This window comes from Pedobacter roseus, from assembly GCF_014395225.1.
Lineage (GTDB): Bacteria > Bacteroidota > Bacteroidia > Sphingobacteriales > Sphingobacteriaceae > Pedobacter > Pedobacter roseus.
Genome location: NZ_CP060723.1, coordinates 3947716 through 3965756 on the forward strand (window position 1 = coordinate 3947716; position 18041 = coordinate 3965756).

Here is an 18041-nt window from a genome sequence, read left to right on the forward strand (position 1 = left end):
TAAAAATGAATTGCGGTTAGCGTGGAGCGAGGAGCATGGCGATTAGCGCATGGCGTTAAGTGTTAGGCGTTTTATTTGCCTTAAACTTTCAACATTTCTACCCTCAAGCTCTCTTTAGGCTTTTGGCCAATCGTTAACATGCTCGGCGCTACCTAATTTAAGCTTGCGGGCTGAAATCTGGAACTTGAGTGTCATCGGATGATCGCCAACAATGTTTATCCCTTCGGAATATTTAACAATGTAGCCATCTTCGAAGTTTACTTCTTTCATTTTGGCATCTTCCTCGGATTTTTTGATCAGAAGGGTTCCTGTAATAGGTTTGTACTGGTTGTTTACCATCGCCTCGATGATTGAGGTGTCTTCGGTTGATTCGATCTCAATGTCGATGGTACCGCCATAAACTCCGGAAGAGGGTCTTCCTTTAGCATCTACATCACGGTTTAATGCATAGGCACAATGAAGTACATCGTACTCCTTGCCCGAAAAATTTAATCTAGCTTTGAAAGCCATAGTTTTAAAATTTAAAGGTTAAAAAAATCTGATTAAAGTAGTCTGGCTACTCTTGGTGCCAAACCAAATATCAGGCCAATCGTGCTATATACCATTCATTAACAAGTAGTAATGCTCAATCAAATAGAAAAAAATCACCCCATAATTAGCTCTCAAAACACTTTAAAACTAATCCTATAGGTTTAATAAATTGTTAATAAAATTTTTTACTATAAAAATAAATCTATACACCTTTTTAAAGTTATGACTAAAAAATGATACGTCTTTTATGCAATGTGTTCAATATTATTATAACATAAAACCTTCTTTTGAAAAATATGAGGGTTTAGATCATCCGTCCCCTGCACAGCCCTGAGTAAAATAAACCCGATGGCAGCGGTCCCGATTTTTCATCGGGATAAAGCGCACAGCGGGGCTTCCGGAACCGATTGACAACATACCCTGATTTCCAAAAAAAAAGCCGCCTCATCTTAATTTTAAAAAAGCAAAGCCTGTGTTTCATTTGCAATGTTAGTTCACGCCAAGTGTTTATACGCCTGCAGGCCTTAGGTATATGGACCTAACAACATAAACCCTTACTTTTCAAAAACACGATCCTGAGATCTGCCCATCAAAAATCGCTAACAAAAAACAGGAGCAACAAAATTCGCCTATCAATTTGATTAACAAATAATTATTTCAAGCGTTCTGCTTTTAATTCGGAAAGTTGAAAACAAAAAGCATTAGGATACGAAGCTTCGTAAGTTGGATTTTGCTTTGCCTGTTTTACAAAAAAGCGCCAATACCGGTAGGCCGAGGTTGCAGTTGCCTGCAATTTAGGCGAAGTAGCATTTGTAGCTAAAGGACAGTACTGGGTGCCAGAAAAACTGGCTATGTCTGTCCATGCTCTATCAGCATCTGTGTAGGCATCTCCTTCTTTAGCCCAAATATGGCTGCCAGGCGCCTGATTTGTTGCCTGAATGGTAATGGAGGTGGGCATATAATCGGTTTTACTTGTTGTACGGGTGGTATACTGAAAACCAATGCCTTTACTTGCCTTATCAGCTCCTAAATCAATAACAATCCATTGCGGAACGGTAATATTATAACTGTTCCAAAAAGTTGTAAAAAATGTAGCGGTGTTATTGTCAAACAAAGCAGCAATTGAGCCATCTCCAGGTTGATAAGTACTTACCCTTACGTTGCCGCTATTTAGAACAACAGATTCATAACTGCCGGACGAAACTGTAGTTAATTCAAATGTAGAAAGTAATGCTTTATGATCGGTTGGCCAAATACCCAATGGTAAAACAAAAGGATCCTGCGTACTTTCAGCCGTGCGCACGTTCCGTACAATAGATTTGTCAGGCCCCACTATGGTTGAACTTTTTAAGCGAAGATTTGATGCAGGCGTAAAGAAGATATAATCTATACGTTCTCTTTCATCAGCATCAGGTGCCCACGTTAAACTGCTTACGGGTTTAGCAGGATTATCGGATGGATAGGTAAAACCAGGGTGGGTAACCGGAGAGGGATAAAGGCTCCGGTAAGAATCTTTAAACCCCGCAGCATTTAATATACTTGTGGCATCCCAGTTGTAAAGCACTCCGTTATGGTCGTACAAATTTGCTGTACTGGCTACCCAATCAAACATTGATGGTTCATTGAAATCGCCACCAAGAAAAACGATTGCCCCTTTACTTTTTTCAGTATTGGCATCCGCGGTAAAAGCCCTGGTGGCCTCATCCCTATACGAAGCAAGGTTCATTTGAGAAACCTTTGAAACATCTGTTTCTGGTCCATTTGGCAACTTGGCCCAGGTTACTCCACTATAACCCCTGGGCAGGTAGCAGGCATAATTGGTATAATCTAAATGCGCTGTATAAGCTGCAATCCGTTGCCCATCTACCAGTGCTATTAATTTATAAACCGATCCATGATCATTGCCAACAGGATAAATACTTGCACTTTCTACAATTGGATATTTAGAAAGTATACCCGAATCATCCGAACGGAAAGTATAATAGGTTAAACCTTTTGTTTTTAATGATTGTACCAACTTATTGGTAAAATCTACATTATTGTAATTCCTCACTTCACTTAGGAACACAAAATCGGCCCCTGCCCTTGCCACCTCATTTACAATGGCATCATAACCGCCAGTTACAGAAGTACCTTCCTGCCACACGTTGATCTGAAAAAATTTCAGATCTCTAACAGTGGCCACATCATTTATTGCTTTAGTGGATTCTATTTTTTGATTTACCGTACCCGCTACAGTTTTGGATTCGATTAATGTTCCTTTAGAACAGGCGAATAAGCTCAATGCACAGCAGAGCCATAAAAATTTGTTTGTTTTCATATTTGGTTATATATAGCTTAGATATTTGAATTTACGCATTTACAACCTAACAGCAAAGCGAAAAGTAAAACCTCAGCAACTAGCTGAAAATGAACCCATTTTAATAAAGCCATTTTATTTTCAGAAAATCAAGGCCTGTGTTCCATTTTAATGTCAGTCCCGCCACATGCTCATACGCCTGCAGGCCTTAAGCGCGGGGTCGGTATCCGCCATGTCGGGTTTAGCTTGATACGTTCGGTGCACAAACCTGAGTAAACTAAACCCGATGGCAGCGGTCCCGATTTTTCATCGGGATAAAGCGCACAGAGGGGCTTCCGGAACCGATTGACACCATACCCTGATTTCCAAAATGTAAAAACGAGATTTGAGAAGGTTAGACATGATATTTGAGATTGCGCGAACATTTAGGGTTTAGGGGAAATAATCCAGACAGAACATTATGTTTTAAAACACCATTTTCTTTTTTCGAAAAGCAAAGCCTGTGTTCTATTGCAATTTTAGTACCGCCACATGCTCATACGCCTGCAGGCCTTAAGCGCGGGGCCGGTATCCGCCATGTCGGGTTTAGCGTGATACGTTCCGTGCACAAACCTGAGTAAACTAAACCCGATGGCAGCGGTCCCGATTTTTCATCGGGATAAAGCGCACAGAGGGGCTTCCGGAACCGATTGACGCAGAACCCTGATTTCCAAAATGTAAAAAAGATATTTGAGAAGGTTAGACATGAGATTTGAGACCTATGCCCATAAAAAAACCTTGCAGGTTTTGAGAACTTGCAAGGTTTGATTTTAAACTTAAGCCACTTAGGGCTGCTGCTCTTTTTTATTAATAAAAAAGTAGACCGGAAGTCCCAGTAAAACAATTACAAGTCCGGGCCAGGTATATTGTTGCTTATATATTAATAGCAAAATGCAAAATGCCGCTCCTATTAATAAGTAAATAATTGGGGTAATTGGATATAACCAGGTTTTGTAAGGTCTTTCTAAACCTGGCTGTTTTATCCTTAAGTAAATAACGCCAAAAACAGTTATCATATAAAAGAGCACAATAACAAAAGAGATCATATCTAAAAGATTCCCATACTGCCCACTTAAACATAAGGCAGAGGCCCAGATGCCCTGCATCCAAAGTGATTTTTCTGGAACTCCGTTTTTATTGTTTTTAAGCGCTGCTTTAAAAAACATCCCATCTTCTGCCATGCTCTGAAAAACCCTTGCACCTGCCAATACAATTCCGTTAACACAACCAAAAGTAGAAATCATCACCAATACGGCAATTACAATGGTTCCTATCCCACTTCCAAAAATCTGCTCGGAAGCTACTACAGCTACCCGATCATTTAAGGCGAAAGCAATACTATCTCTATTTAAAGTATTTAGGTAAACAAAATTGACCAATAAATAAAGGATCATTACTGCTGTGGTACCTAAAACCATCGAACGTACTACATTTTTTCTAGGATTTTCGATCTCTCCGGAAACGAAGGTTACGTTTTCCCAGGCTACACTCGAAAATACCGATCCTACCATTGCAGCAGCAATGCCGCCCATCACCGCCACTCCAGAAATAGGTTCCCATCCGGATTTAAGTAAATTTCCACTAAAATCTGTTTTAAGGTTGTTAAAAGCTTTCCAGCCAAGCCCCATATTGTCGCTCCAAAAATTGTTTTTCACCAAAAGAAAGCCCAGAATAATCAGGCCTATTAAAGCAACAATTTTAGATCCCGTAAAGATATTCTGTAAAATTTTACCACTCTCAACACCTTTTGTATTAATATAGGTAAGGAGCAGGATCACGCCGATAGCCAAAATTTGTATCCAGGTAATTTTATAACCACCACTTTGAAAAATTGGGGCGGCATCATTTAAAGCAGGTATTAAATAGGCAGTAAACTTTCCAAAAGCAACAGCAACAGCAGCAATAGTACCCGTTTGAATTACGGTAAACAGTCCCCAGCCATAAAGAAATCCCATCATTTTACCAAAGATCTCTTTCAGGTAAGTGTATTGTCCACCTGCTTTAGGAAACATGGAAGAAAGTTCTCCATAAGAAATTGCGGCTGCAACCGTCATTACCCCGGTAATTACCCAAACTACGATTAACCAGTAACCAGAACCTAAATTCCGCATGATATCGGCACTAACGATAAAGATACCACTTCCGATCATTGAGCCCATTACCAGCATCGTAGCATCAAAAAGGCTTAATTTTCTCTTAGAAGGCCCACCTTCCTTTTGAATTTCCATTTTAAGTTTAGTTTAGTTTTGGGCTAATTTATTTAAAAAAAAGAAATTGTAGGATATTATTTTATGATGACAAAATTTTATTCGCAGGTGCTGTAAAATTTTAACCACAAAAATATTTTGTTATCTTGCTAGAGTGTTGCTGGGGAAGGTTTAAGAGTTTGGAGCTTGGAGCTTGGAGTTGAGCGTTTGGAGCAGAGACCTTAGCGCGAGGCGTTTGGCGACTAGCGTCGATTAACCGATTAAGCAGTTTGGAGTTTAGCGTTGGGCGTTTGGAGCCGATTAACCGATTTAAACAATTAACCAGTTAACCCTATTACAAATACCAATCAGCAATGACCATTGAACTAATGACTAATGAACCATTGAACTAAATAAACAACTAACCAAATATAAAACCAATTATTAACTATGGATTTTTTACAAAACAATTTAATTTACTGTATCCCGGCTTTGGGCCTTGTTGGGATTATAGTTATGATGATTAAAAGCGCCTGGGTAAATAAGCAAGATGCCGGCGATAAAAATATGCAGGAGCTTGCGGGCTATATTGCCGATGGTGCAATGGCCTTTTTGAAAGCCGAATGGAGGGTATTGAGCATTTTTGCTGTTTTTACAGCAGCTTTATTGGCATACTCCGGAACAATTACCGAAATTAAAGGTGTTCCGATGCATTCGAGCTGGATTATTTCCATATCTTTTATTATTGGAGCAGTATTTTCTGCAACTGCAGGCTATATCGGTATGAAATCGGCCACTAAAGCCAATGTAAGAACCACACAGGCCGCCAGAACAAGTTTAAAACAAGCTTTAAAAGTTTCATTTACCGGTGGTACGGTAATGGGTTTGGGTGTTGCCGGACTTGCCGTTTTAGGTTTAGGCGGATTATTTATCGTGTTTTTACAGATTTTCCATGTAACCAATGCCAATAGCGTAGAAATGAGAACCGCTATCGAGGTTTTAACAGGATTCTCTTTAGGGGCAGAATCAATTGCGCTGTTTGCACGTGTTGGCGGAGGTATATACACCAAGGCGGCCGATGTTGGTGCTGATTTAGTGGGTAAAGTAGAAGCCGGAATTCCGGAAGATGATGTACGTAATCCTGCAACGATTGCCGATAACGTAGGCGATAACGTGGGTGATGTTGCCGGTATGGGCGCCGATTTATTCGGTTCTTATGTGGCAACTATATTGGCTACAATGGTTTTGGGACAAGAAATTACCGTAACAGATAAATTCGGAGGCATGTCTCCTATCCTTCTTCCCATGGTAATCTGCGGATTGGGCATTATATTTTCCATTATTGGAACCTGGTTCGTAACCATTAAAGATGAAAAATCGAACGTTCAGAATGCCTTGAACCTGGGTAACTGGTCATCCATCTTGATTACAGCGGTAGCTTCATTTTTCATTGTGAAATGGATGTTACCAGAAACACTTAACCTTCGCGGTTATGAGTTCTCCAGCATCAACGTGTTTTACGCCATCATTGTAGGCTTAGTAGTGGGTACCATTATGAGCATTGTTACTGAATATTTTACTGCAATGGGCAAAGGACCTGTAAATTCTATTATCCAGCAATCCTCAACCGGGCATGCCACCAATATTATTGCTGGTTTAGCTGTTGGTATGAAATCGACCGTTATCCCGATTTTAGTTCTGGCCGGGGGCATTATGGCCTCTTACCACTTTGCGGGTTTATACGGTGTGGCTATTGCTGCAGCAGGCATGATGGCTACTACAGCGATGCAATTGGCGATCGATGCTTTTGGACCAATTGCAGATAATGCGGGTGGTATTGCCGAAATGAGTCAACTGCCTCCTGAAGTTCGCGAACGTACTGACAATTTAGATGCTGTTGGTAACACCACTGCTGCTACAGGTAAGGGTTTTGCTATCGCATCAGCCGCTTTAACCTCTTTGGCTTTATTTGCAGCTTTTGTAGGCATAGCAGGCATTACGGCTATTGATATTTACAAAGCACCAGTTTTAGCAGGTTTATTTGTAGGTGGAATGATCCCCTTTATCTTTTCAGCGCTTTGTATCCAGGCAGTGGGTAAAGCTGCAATGGATATGGTGCAGGAAGTTCGCCGCCAGTTTAGGGAAATCCCCGGCATAATGGAATATAAAGCAAAACCTGAATACGAAAAATGTGTGGCCATTTCTACCAAAGCATCTATCCGCGAAATGATGATGCCGGGAGCAATCGCCCTAATCACGCCAATTATTGTAGGTTTTACCTTTGGACCTGAAGTTTTGGGTGGTTTATTGGCAGGAGTAACCGTTACTGGTGTTTTGATGGGGATTTTCCAAAGTAATGCCGGTGGCGCATGGGACAATGCCAAAAAATCTTTCGAACAAGGTGTAATGATTAACGGAGAAATGCACTACAAAAAATCAGAACCACACAAGGCTTCTGTGACCGGAGATACCGTTGGCGATCCTTTTAAAGATACTTCGGGCCCTTCGATGAACATTTTGATTAAATTAATGTCTATTGTTTCACTGGTTATTGCTCCTTACATCGCAGTTAAGGCAATTGCGGGCGAACACAAACAAGAAGTTCGGAAAGAAATCAGAATTGAACAAAAAACCGATGCTTCGGGCAACATAAAAACAGATACTTTAATAAATACAACCGATACTTTAAGCCGTTAGTTGTAAAAACATTGATAAAATAACAGCTAAAGGGATTTTTAACCAAAATCCCTTTTAATTTTCCGTAATTTTTAATTACGTTTGGAGCTGAAATAATCTAAACAAAAACTAAAATATGGGTTTATTTACTAAAAAGCCAATGCATCTGTTGCTTGAAGAAGCAGGAGATTCAGCCAAAGGCTTAAAGCGTACACTTAGCGCTGGTGCATTGGTAGCACTAGGTGTAGGAGCTATTATTGGTGCAGGTCTATTTGTAAGAACGGCGGCAGCAGCAGCACAAAATGCTGGTCCATCGGTTACAATCGGATTTATTATCGCCGCAATAGGTTGTGCGTTGGCAGGTTTGTGCTACGCAGAATTATCATCATCTATTCCAATTTCGGGTAGCGCATACACTTATACTTATGCCACTATGGGCGAGCTTATGGCTTGGGTAATTGGTTGGGATTTAGTATTGGAATATGCTGTTGGAGCCGCAACAGTAGGTATTGCATGGAGCGAATATTTAAATAAATTACTGGTAGAAGTGCTCCATATTTCCCCCATCCCCTACGAATGGTGTCACTCTCCTTTCCAATCACACCCTGATGGTACAGTAAATGGGATAATCAACCTTCCAGCTTTATTTATTGTAGCCTTATTAAGCTTATTATTGATCAAAGGAACTTCAGAATCAGCTTTCGTGAACGGAATTATCGTAATTACCAAAGTTGGTATCGTTATTTTGATTATCGTTTTAGGCTGGGGCTTTATCCATGAAGCAAACCATCATCCATATATTCCAGCTGCTACTACTTATGTAGATCATGCGGGTATCAGCCATAGTTTTGGTGGTTTCTGGGGAGTTATTGGTGCTGCCGGAACGGTATTTTTCGCGTTTATCGGTTTTGATGCCGTGAGTACTGCAGCACAGGAAACTAAAAACCCTAAAACCGCGATGCCAATCGGCATTTTAGGCTCATTAGCAGTTTGTACAGTATTATATATCTTATTCGCACATGTTTTAACTGGAATTGCACCGGTAGAATTTTTCAGAACTAAAGGTGGTGAAGCATCAGTTGTTGCTGCAATCAGTGAATATATGACTGGTTACGGTTGGTTAGCTAAATTAGTTACTGTAGCTATTTTAGCAGGTTTCTCTTCTGTAATCTTAGTGATGTTACTGGGTCAAAGCCGTGTATTTTATTCGATGAGTAAAGATGGTTTATTGCCAAAAATGTTCAGCGACTTGCATCCTAAATTTAAAACACCTTACAAAGCAAACCTGGTAATCTTGGTAATTGTTGGTTTATTCGCCGCTTTTATCCCTGGTGATGTAGTTGGTGATATGACCAGTATCGGTACATTATTTGCCTTTATGTTGGTTTGTATCGCTGTTATTATCCTAAGAAAAACTGATCCGGATCTTCCACGTCAGTTCAGAACACCTTGGGTTCCTTTAATTCCTATTTTAGGTGTTGTTGCATGTGGACTAATGATTTTAGGTTTAGGCTGGACCAACTGGTTAAGGTTATTCGGCTGGTTAGCTTTAGGATTCATTATCTACTTTGGATACAGCAAAAAGAATTCACACCTGAAAGACGTTAAATAAACTATTTCTTTTAATAAATTGAAGCCTCAACGCAAGTTGGGGCTTTTTTTATGTTAAATAATTGTTAATAAAGCTACCTTTGCAAAAAATCGATAACATGAACCGCCATTCTACCGGATATAAAAAGGTAAATTTTCTGATCATTGCCTTTTTCTTGCTGTTTTCTTCAATAAGCTATGCGCAAAGGACAATCAATGACGTAATGGACTCTACAACGGTTAATCATTTACTCATTATATCTAAAAAATATGGTTCATTATCCTTTAGCGGATACCTGCAACCTCAATTTCAGATGGCCCAGACAAACGGCGCACAGGCAGAATACCAGGGCGGAAATTTTGGTGAATTTACCAATAACCGCTTCAGGTTAAGAAGAGGTCGTTTAAGAGCCGATTATATGCTCTTAACAGATGACGGCGCACCATCTACCTATTTTGTACTTCAATTTGACGGTACAGAACAAGGCGTTGCAGTTAGAGATTTCTGGGGACGTTATTACGAAAATAAATGGAAGATATTAGCGGTTACTTTAGGCCTCTCGGGTCGGCCCTTTGGTAATGAACTTCAGTTATCATCTTCGGTAAGAGAAGCACCAGAACGTGGCCGGATGTCGCAGATTTTAATGAAAACTGAACGCGACCTGGGGGTTACCTTTACTTTAAATCCCCGCTGGAAAGACGCCACTCTTAAAAACTTTGTATTCGATTTCGGTATTTACAACGGACAGGGCTTAGCCGGGCCTGCGGAATTTGATAACAGTAAAGATTTTATCTTCAGGTTAAGCCACAAAACATACTCATTTAATGCCTTTACCATTGCGGGAGGCATCAGCACCTTACAGGGCGGTTTAAACCACCGTTTGCCTGTAAGTTATAAAATGGACAGAATCAACAATCAATGGAATATGGTTAAAGATTCGTCTGGTAGTACGATTAATAAAGTTGCACCAAGAAGATATTACGGTGCGGACATTCAACTGGCCACTAAAACCAAAAGCTGGAAATCGGAGCTGAGGGCAGAGGTTATATCTGGACTTCAAACCGGAACTTCTACTAATTCTACAACGCCGGGCTCCTACCCTGTTGACAATAAATCAATTGCCCTTCCTTATTATACCAGAAACTTTAACGGAGCTTATTTTACCTTTGTACAAACACTGAACAGCACCGATAACCAGCTTATTTTAAAGTATGATTGGTACGATCCAAATACGAAAGTAAAGGGATTGGATATTTCGGGCAACCGTGGACTATCACCAGCGGATGTCCGTTTTGATACTTTTGGTTTTGGTTTCTTACACCATTTCAACACACATTTTAAGGCGGTATTGTATTATGATATTATTAGAAATGAGGCTACCCAGATTCAGGATTACACGGCTGACCGGAAAGATAATGTACTCACTTTAAGAACGCAATTCTATTTCTAATAAAAAACGGTACAATTGAGAATTTGATACAAATTCCGCTACCTTTGCTTAAAATTGTCCTGCTATGAAATTCGATTTTATGAAGTTCAACTTAAGCCAGATCCTATCGACAACGATGGTGCTCTTCGCCATTATCGATATTTTGGGAGCCATCCCAGTTGTTATCGAACTGCGTAGAAAGGCTGGCCATATCGAATCAGAAAAGGCATCTTTGGTGGCTACCGGTTTAATGATCCTTTTTTTATTTCTTGGAGAATCACTTTTAAAAGTAATCGGTTTGGATGTAGAATCTTTTGCCATTGCGGGTTCTTTTGTAATCTTTTTCATTGCCATGGAAATGGTTTTGGGACTTACGATTTTCAAAGAAGAAGCCCCTGAAACGGTTTCTATTGTTCCATTGGCTTTCCCGTTAATTGCTGGTGCCGGAACCATGACCACGTTACTTTCGCTAAAAACCGAATACCATACCCAGAACATCCTGGTAGGTATTATCCTGAATATGCTGTTTGTTTATTTCGTACTGAAGAACACCAACAGGCTGGAAAAACTTTTCGGAAAATCGGGCTTAAACATCTTACGTAAAGCTTTTGGCGTAATTTTATTGGCCATCGCGATTAAGTTATTCAGAAATAACACAGGACTTTAGGAATGGAATAGGTGAGATGGAAAATGGATGATGTACTTGGAGCAGGACCGTTATTTCGACTGTAGCGCAGCGGAATTGAGAAATCTAATTAATAAAGTCGTTATGCTTCTCTATTGCTTACATAATGACGATAGTACTATAAATGACAATCCTTTCACCAAAATGTAACAATAATTGCGTATATTCATCTTAATATAAAAGCTCATATCATGAAAAGCTTTGAAGAATATACCTTAATTATCGGAGCCATCGCTGTATTAATAGAAGCAGTGAAATACTTCAAAAAGAATTTCAAATCCTGGTTTGAACATAGTTAGTATGCTCGTTGCATCGTCATTGCGAGAAGGCTTTTTCAGCCGACGAAGCAATCTTTCTAGGGGATAAAATCGATCTAAAAAATCCTGATTAATCCTGACTCTTCTTAATCAACCTGGCCACAAACATCGTATCAGCATTATTTTCATAACCTTTTACCAGTTCCATCTTTTCCAATTCTAAAGGAAGCGTTTCTACAATATGCTGCACAACAGCTTCGTTTTCTTGTACAAAAGCTGAACAGGTAATATAAATCAGTGGTTTACCTGGCTTTAAGTATTTCACCACGTTCTGAACAATACCCTTTTGGATGGCTGCAAACTGATTAATTTTACGTTCTTCGAAAAAAGTGAGCATTTCCGGTGTTCTTCCCCAGGTTCCTGAGCCGGTACAAGGAGCATCCAGGATAATCCCATCAAATTGATAGTGGTGCAAAATCTGATCATTGTTTTGTAACAGATCGATTTCCTTTTTATGGTATTTCCTGATTCCTGCTAAACGAAAACGCTCATCCAGGTTTAACAATACACTTTCGCGCAAATCAGAAACCAAAAGTTCGATTACTGGCTCCAAACTATGCAAAAGCAGGGTCTTACCACCTGATGCTGCACAGCAATCCCACCATTTATCCCATTTATTGGGTTTAAAATATTCACCCGTATTTTGTGAAGATAAATCCTGAACCTGATAACTGCCTTCATTTAAAATGGTTTCGAGTTTGGTACCATTGGGTAAAGCCAAAGCGGTAGCAGAAATTGCTTTAACCGGAATATTTTCTTCCTCCAGTTTCGCAACGATAGAAGAAGAATCGCTGGCAGCTACCCTAATGAAAAGATCTGGCTGTCTGAAAAAAGACGTAAAAAATGCTTCCTTATCAATATCACCAGAAAGACTGGCGTGAAAAGGATAAACTTCTTCAATATCAAAGTCAGGGTATTTCGACTTAATCAGGCTTAATTTCTCCTCTAAGGATAAAGTAATACTTTCCACCAGGTCTGGCAAATTTTTCTCTACCAGCTGACTTAAGGTTGTATGGCATAAAAAATCGGCAATACTTAAGCGTTCTTCGGGCAACAAGGCTGGCAAAGCTTTTCCTAATCTAAAAAAGCTATATATATGGCGTGTGGCCCATCTTCTATCTGAAGAGCCCATTTGCTTGTGCTGCTTAAAATAAGCGGGCAAGAAGCGATGTAAGGGCAAACTTCCATCATAACTATTTAAAATCTGTTCAAAGGCTCTTAACTGGTGGTCTGCTCTCATGCAATAATTAAAAATGGAAGGAATGACTGGTTACTCAACAATATTTAATGCGAAGTTTTTATATTTCAACAACATTAAACTGGTGTTAATATAACCTAATTTTTCATCATGGATAAACGAAAAGCTATTATGAAGCCCTTTATACCGTTCTTTTACGATATAGTCCTTATAATCTTCTCCATAATTCACCAATAGTTTACCGAAATAATAGCCTACATCAAAACCTTTAAAAGCATACTCTCCAGGTTCAAAACCATATTTATAGCGGTATTTTTTGATAAAGGTAACTACAGCACTGCTTTTATAATCTATTTTATAGGATGAACTGATGATGGTATTCAGGTCTTGTAATTTATCGGCCGGATAATTCTGTTTTACCCAGTTTGGATGTCCAAAAAGGTTAATTCCATAGCCCCCGGTTGGCAAATTCTTTAACTTATAAAGTTTTTCTACAGTTGGCAATACAAAAGCACGGTCGGATGAAGTTACCACAACTACATACTGCTTGCCTTTAATCATTTTGGTTTCAAAAGTGTAAGCTGATGCATACTCCTGCACGATAAATTTGCCAGTGTTTTGGAAATAATTTCTGATCGGGGCTGCAAAAGCTTCATCTTCCGTTTTTTTCGGGTTAATGAGCACCACTATGGTATTAGCCGGATTAAAGTTTTTAGCGATATAAGTACCGATCTTTTTACCGTGCAAACCGATATTATTTACAATAGACACTAGATTGGGATTGTTAAACTCTCCCGGATCGGTTGCAGCCAGAGGAGAAACAATGGTTGCATTGTTTTCTTTGGCATAATTGGCTATAAATTTTAAACCTTCAGGAAAAACAGGCCCGATAATTAAATTACTCTGTTTAAAACGTTCGTTTTTATATAAAGTGGAAATATGCGCATTATCATCCTGGGTATCAAAAACATTAAGTTTAAAATTTAAGCCCTGCGCCGCAGCAGAATCTAATCCTAATTTAAAACCCTGATAAAAATCGATGGGCATGGCATATTTCTCAATATCTGCCTTTGTAGCCGTTTTTAAGTTCAGCTCATCCAGTTTAAAAGGCACAAGCAGTGACACACTGGCCTGCGTAAACTTTTTGATAGGCTTTTTATCGGCTGGTTTTTCCTTCTCAGCTGGTTTACTCGTCTCTGGTTTAGGTGTTCTCACTTTTGGCGAACAAGCACTTAAAACCAACATCAACAAAACGGGCAACCCGTAAACCTTCTTAAAATTCATACCTATCGTTTTTAACAAAATATGCTAGCAAAGTTTATTCCACCTTGCTAGCATCACATTTATTTTATGCAGTTTGGACTCCAAACTGAAAACTCACAGCTCCAAACTAAACTATTATTCCCACTCAATAGTTGCAGGCGGTTTAGAGCTGATATCGTATACCACCCTATTGATGCCTTTAACTTTATTGATGATTTCGTTAGAGATTTTAGCCAAAACCGGATAAGGCAAATGACACCAATCTGCAGTCATACCATCTAATGATTCAACCGCTCTTAATGCAATTACATTTTCGTAGGTACGTTCATCTCCCATTACACCAACAGACCTAACCGGCAAAAAGATTGCTCCCGCCTGCCATACCTGATCGTATAATCCTGCGTCTTTCAGGTTATCGATATAAATTTTATCTGCATCCTGTAAGATAGCTACTTTTTCTGCAGTAACCTCACCAATGATACGGATACCTAAACCTGGTCCCGGGAAAGGGTGACGGCCTAAGATAAACGATTCTAAACCTAAAGCGGTACCTACTCTTCTTACTTCATCTTTGAACAAAGTTTTAAGTGGCTCCACTACTTTAAGTTTCATAAAATCTGGCAAACCGCCTACATTGTGGTGCGATTTAATGGTGGCCGATGGCCCTTTAACGGAAACAGATTCGATAATATCCGGATAGATAGTACCTTGTGCCAGCCATTTCACATCTTGTATCAGGTGAGATTCTTCATCGAAAACTTCGATAAAAACACGACCAATGATTTTACGTTTTTGCTCCGGATCTTCTACCCCAGCCAATTGACTTAAGAATTTATCTTTTGCATCAACGCCTTTAATGTTCAACCCGAAATCTTTGTATTGTTCTAAAACACTCTCATACTCGTTTTTACGCAATAAACCATTATCAACAAATATACAGTGTAAGTTTTTGCCAATAGCTTTATGTAAAAGCACCGCAGCAACGCTACTGTCAACACCTCCTGAAAGTGCTAACACAACCTTATCATCACCTACAGTTGCCTTGATATCAGCAATCGTGGTTTCAACAAAGGCAGCAGAAGTCCAATCCTGGCTGCAACCGCAGATATCCACTAAGAAATTTTCTAAAAGAATTTTTCCATCAATACTATGGGTAACCTCCGGGTGGAACTGGATGGCATAAGTATCAGAATCTTTAATGTGGTAAGCGGCAACTTTTACACTATCGGTACTGGCAATCAGTTCAAAATTTTCAGGGATATCGGTAATGGTATCACCATGGCTCATCCAAACCTGCGAACCAAGGTTAATGCCTTTGAATAATTTATTATCCTGGTTTACAAAGTTTAAGTTGGCACGGCCATACTCGCGTGTTGAAGAAGGCTGAACCGAACCAGCAGAATGTTGGGCAATATATTGTGCACCGTAACAAACAGCCAATAAAGGATATTTTAAATGGTATTTTGATAAATCGATTTGAGGGGCATCTTCCTGGCGAACAGAATAAGGACTACCTGAAAAGATAACACCTTTTACATCCTCGGTAATCTCAGGAAGATTGTTATATGGATATATTTCACAGTAAATATTTAGTTCGCGAACCCTACGAGCGATGAGTTGTGTAAATTGCGAACCAAAATCGACGATAATGATTTTTTCTTGCATCCGCAAAGGTACCAATTAGATATGAGATTTGAGAGGGGAGATTTGAGATTTTTGAAGGAAAAAGTCAGGGGGCGGGAGTCAGAAGTCCGAAGTCAATTAAGCGATTTAAACAATTAACCGATTAACCTGTATACAACTTGCAGGTACCAATGATCTAATGACAAATGAACCACTGAACCTCTACGATTCCATCAAAACCACCTCTACCCCAAATTTCCTTAAAAAATCTACGCCTTCATCGCTAGGCAAACCTTTGTAAGCGGCATAGGATTTTGAATAGTACACCAGTTTAATTCCTGATGATAAAATTAACCTTGCGCAGGCAATACAGGGAGATAGCGTTGTATATAAAGTACAGCCTTCTATCTTCGACCCATTTTTAGATGCATAGAGGATCGCATTTTCTTCAGCATGCAAAGCCAATGAACAGCTTCCTTTGCTATCGCGTGCGCAGCCATGCTCAGGCCATTCCTCATCGCAATTGTGCGTTCCGGCTGGCGGACCATTGTAACCGATAGATATAATACGGGTATCTTTTGTTAATACTGCGCCAACGTGGGCACGCACGCAATGCGAACGGGCAGCCAGATCGGTGGCAAGGTTCATAAATATGGTATCGAAGCTTGGTTTGTCTGTCATGTATAAAATCAAAAAAGCCACAGGGCATTTAATCCCTGTGGCTACAAAAATACTTTATTAAAAATTAATGTCCGCCAGAAAGTTTCTTATCGAAATTAATTCCCTGAGATCTTAAAATACCACTTACTCTCCAGGCATAAAAAGCCAGATAAGAGAAACATATAATACCCACCACATAACTGTATTGAATACCTGTAAACTCTGATACCGCACCCTGTGCCCAGCTAATGATACCACCACCCATAATCATCATAATTAAGAAGCTACTTCCCTGACTGGTGTGTTTACCCAAACCGCTTACGGCCAAAGTAAAGATACAAGGCCATAATGTACTACAGAATAAACCTACACTTGTAATGGCATAAACACTCGTCATACCAGTAGTAAACATTCCAATCAATAAGGCAGTTATGCCGATAACCGAAAAGATCAACAGCATACGTGCAGGATTACCTTTACTTGCCATATCGGCCGCAATTAATACCAGAATAATCAAGGCATATACGTAAAAAGGAGCCAAATCATGTTTTGCAATAGCGTTAACAGCTAAAAAGATACCGAATGCTAAATAAGGCGCAATAAATCTTAATATTTTTTGTGTGCTCACGTTATCGGTAAAAGCCTCAACGGCGCCGGTCCAACGACCGATCATCATACTTGCCCAATATAAGGAGATGTAAGGCGCAATATCTTTAATAGCAAAACCAAGATCTTTTTCCATGTAAGCAGGTAAATTACTTGCAGTTGATACCTCGACACCTACATAAACAAAAATAGCAATCATCCCCAAAACCAATTGGGGTATTTCAATGCTGAGCCCTTAATCGATTTAGTATCTTCAGACGAAGCTTCCACCAAAGTAGGTCTATCAGGTAATGAAGATAATTTTAAGAAAATAGCAACAGCAATAAAAGCGACACCTAAAATAAGGTAAGGGATTTTAACACTTTCAATACTGATATCGGTACTTGCATTTGCTGCAGAACCAAAAATAGCAAAACTCACAATAAGCGGGCCTATGGTTGTGCCGAAATTGTTAATACCGCCAGCTAAAGTTAATCGTTGCGAACCAGTTGTAATTGGCCCTAATGCAATTGCCAAAGGATTAGCCACCGTTTGTTGTAACGAGAAACCCAGTGCCACAATAAATAAACCAGAAAGCATTAACGGAAATGAGTGCAGGTTTGCCGCTGGATAAAATAATAAGGTTCCAAGCGCAGAAATAACCAATCCGAGTGCCAACGAATTTTTATAGCCCAGTTTATTTACAATATCTTGTCCTATTAGTACTGAAATACCATTATAAATTAAAGCACCCACCGTGTAAGCAATGTAAAATGCCAGCGACACCAGCTGACTTTCAGCTTGCGATAAATCAAAAGCTTTTTTAAATACCGGTATTAGGATATCGTTACTGGCAGCCACAAAGCCCCAAAAAAAGAATACCGTGACCAAGGGAATAAACTGCCCCCACTTGGTTTGTGTTTGTTCTGAACTCATTTTTAAAATTTAGTTTTAGTGGC

The 18041-nt window shown here is 39.6% G+C and carries 13 protein-coding genes; 4 read left to right on the forward strand and 9 right to left on the reverse strand.

Translation table 11 applies throughout. The features are described from left to right. Positions 1–114 precede the first annotated feature (114 nt). From tssD to H9L23_RS16170, 3 genes are all read right to left on the reverse strand, one after another. The gene (gene tssD / locus H9L23_RS16160) at positions 115–510 is read right to left on the reverse strand and encodes a type VI secretion system tube protein TssD (RefSeq protein ID WP_025141870.1); all 396 of its coding nucleotides are present in this window, start codon (positions 508–510) and stop codon (positions 115–117) included. A 673-nt stretch (positions 511–1183) separates the two neighbouring features. After that, entirely contained in the window at positions 1184–2851 is a 1668-nt protein-coding gene (locus tag H9L23_RS16165; protein ID WP_187591375.1) for an endonuclease/exonuclease/phosphatase family protein, read from the reverse strand. Positions 2852–3654: 803 nt separating this feature from the next. Next, positions 3655–5097 carry an APC family permease gene (locus H9L23_RS16170; RefSeq protein WP_187591376.1) on the reverse strand — a complete coding sequence of 481 codons (1443 nt, stop codon included), beginning with the start codon at positions 5095–5097 and terminating at the stop codon, positions 3655–3657. A gap of 408 nt (positions 5098–5505) precedes the next feature. Between H9L23_RS16170 and H9L23_RS16175 the strand changes: the two genes are divergently transcribed. From H9L23_RS16175 to H9L23_RS16190, 4 genes are all read left to right on the forward strand, one after another. Then, positions 5506–7752, forward strand: a complete 2247-nt coding sequence (locus tag H9L23_RS16175; protein ID WP_187591377.1) for a sodium-translocating pyrophosphatase — start codon at positions 5506–5508, stop codon at positions 7750–7752. A gap of 115 nt (positions 7753–7867) precedes the next feature. Continuing rightward, positions 7868–9343: an amino acid permease gene (locus H9L23_RS16180; RefSeq protein ID WP_187591378.1), complete on the forward strand. Its 1476-nt coding sequence runs from the start codon at positions 7868–7870 to the stop codon at positions 9341–9343. A 97-nt stretch (positions 9344–9440) separates the two neighbouring features. Beyond that, entirely contained in the window at positions 9441–10772 is a 1332-nt protein-coding gene (locus H9L23_RS16185; protein ID WP_187591379.1) for a porin, read from the forward strand. A 79-nt stretch (positions 10773–10851) separates the two neighbouring features. Then, positions 10852–11418 carry a MarC family protein gene (locus H9L23_RS16190; protein ID WP_025145664.1) on the forward strand — a complete coding sequence of 189 codons (567 nt, stop codon included), beginning with the start codon at positions 10852–10854 and terminating at the stop codon, positions 11416–11418. 405 nt (positions 11419–11823) lie between these two features. On the opposite strand, the gene H9L23_RS16195 is transcribed toward H9L23_RS16190, so the two are convergent. The 6 genes from H9L23_RS16195 to H9L23_RS26670 form a co-directional block, all read right to left on the reverse strand. Continuing rightward, on the reverse strand, positions 11824–12993 hold the full coding sequence (locus H9L23_RS16195) for an RsmB/NOP family class I SAM-dependent RNA methyltransferase (protein WP_187591380.1): 1170 nt from the start codon (positions 12991–12993) through the stop codon (positions 11824–11826). A 30-nt stretch (positions 12994–13023) separates the two neighbouring features. Further along, positions 13024–14235, reverse strand: a complete 1212-nt coding sequence (locus H9L23_RS16200) for a type 1 periplasmic-binding domain-containing protein (protein ID WP_187591381.1) — start codon at positions 14233–14235, stop codon at positions 13024–13026. 114 nt (positions 14236–14349) lie between these two features. Then, positions 14350–15879: a glutamine-hydrolyzing GMP synthase gene (guaA, locus tag H9L23_RS16205; protein WP_187591382.1), complete on the reverse strand. Its 1530-nt coding sequence runs from the start codon at positions 15877–15879 to the stop codon at positions 14350–14352. A 180-nt stretch (positions 15880–16059) separates the two neighbouring features. Next, the gene (locus H9L23_RS16210) at positions 16060–16518 is read right to left on the reverse strand and encodes a deoxycytidylate deaminase (RefSeq protein WP_025145670.1); all 459 of its coding nucleotides are present in this window, start codon (positions 16516–16518) and stop codon (positions 16060–16062) included. Positions 16519–16582: 64 nt separating this feature from the next. Beyond that, positions 16583–17302: an MFS transporter gene (locus H9L23_RS26665; RefSeq protein WP_246474715.1), complete on the reverse strand. Its 720-nt coding sequence runs from the start codon at positions 17300–17302 to the stop codon at positions 16583–16585. Then, positions 17299–18018: an MFS transporter gene (locus H9L23_RS26670; protein WP_246474716.1), complete on the reverse strand. Its 720-nt coding sequence runs from the start codon at positions 18016–18018 to the stop codon at positions 17299–17301. Before H9L23_RS26670 ends, H9L23_RS26665 begins: the two co-directional genes overlap by 4 nt. Between the last annotated feature and the right edge of the window lie 23 nt (positions 18019–18041).

Excerpts from the sequence above, each read along its gene's own strand:
- tssD (WP_025141870.1), bottom strand. The coding sequence starts at position 510 with ATGGCTTTCAAAGCTAGATTAAATTTTTCGGGCAAGGAGTACGATGTA.
- H9L23_RS16165 (WP_187591375.1), bottom strand. The coding sequence starts at position 2,851 with ATGAAAACAAACAAATTTTTATGGCTCTGCTGTGCATTGAGCTTATTC.
- H9L23_RS16170 (WP_187591376.1), bottom strand. The coding sequence starts at position 5,097 with ATGGAAATTCAAAAGGAAGGTGGGCCTTCTAAGAGAAAATTAAGCCTT.
- H9L23_RS16175 (WP_187591377.1), top strand. The coding sequence starts at position 5,506 with ATGGATTTTTTACAAAACAATTTAATTTACTGTATCCCGGCTTTGGGC.
- H9L23_RS16180 (WP_187591378.1), top strand. The coding sequence starts at position 7,868 with ATGGGTTTATTTACTAAAAAGCCAATGCATCTGTTGCTTGAAGAAGCA.
- H9L23_RS16185 (WP_187591379.1), top strand. The coding sequence starts at position 9,441 with ATGAACCGCCATTCTACCGGATATAAAAAGGTAAATTTTCTGATCATT.
- H9L23_RS16190 (WP_025145664.1), top strand. The coding sequence starts at position 10,852 with ATGAAGTTCAACTTAAGCCAGATCCTATCGACAACGATGGTGCTCTTC.
- H9L23_RS16195 (WP_187591380.1), bottom strand. The coding sequence starts at position 12,993 with ATGAGAGCAGACCACCAGTTAAGAGCCTTTGAACAGATTTTAAATAGT.
- H9L23_RS16200 (WP_187591381.1), bottom strand. The coding sequence starts at position 14,235 with ATGAATTTTAAGAAGGTTTACGGGTTGCCCGTTTTGTTGATGTTGGTT.
- guaA (WP_187591382.1), bottom strand. The coding sequence starts at position 15,879 with ATGCAAGAAAAAATCATTATCGTCGATTTTGGTTCGCAATTTACACAA.
- H9L23_RS16210 (WP_025145670.1), bottom strand. The coding sequence starts at position 16,518 with ATGACAGACAAACCAAGCTTCGATACCATATTTATGAACCTTGCCACC.
- H9L23_RS26665 (WP_246474715.1), bottom strand. The coding sequence starts at position 17,302 with ATGATTGCTATTTTTGTTTATGTAGGTGTCGAGGTATCAACTGCAAGT.
- H9L23_RS26670 (WP_246474716.1), bottom strand. The coding sequence starts at position 18,018 with ATGAGTTCAGAACAAACACAAACCAAGTGGGGGCAGTTTATTCCCTTG.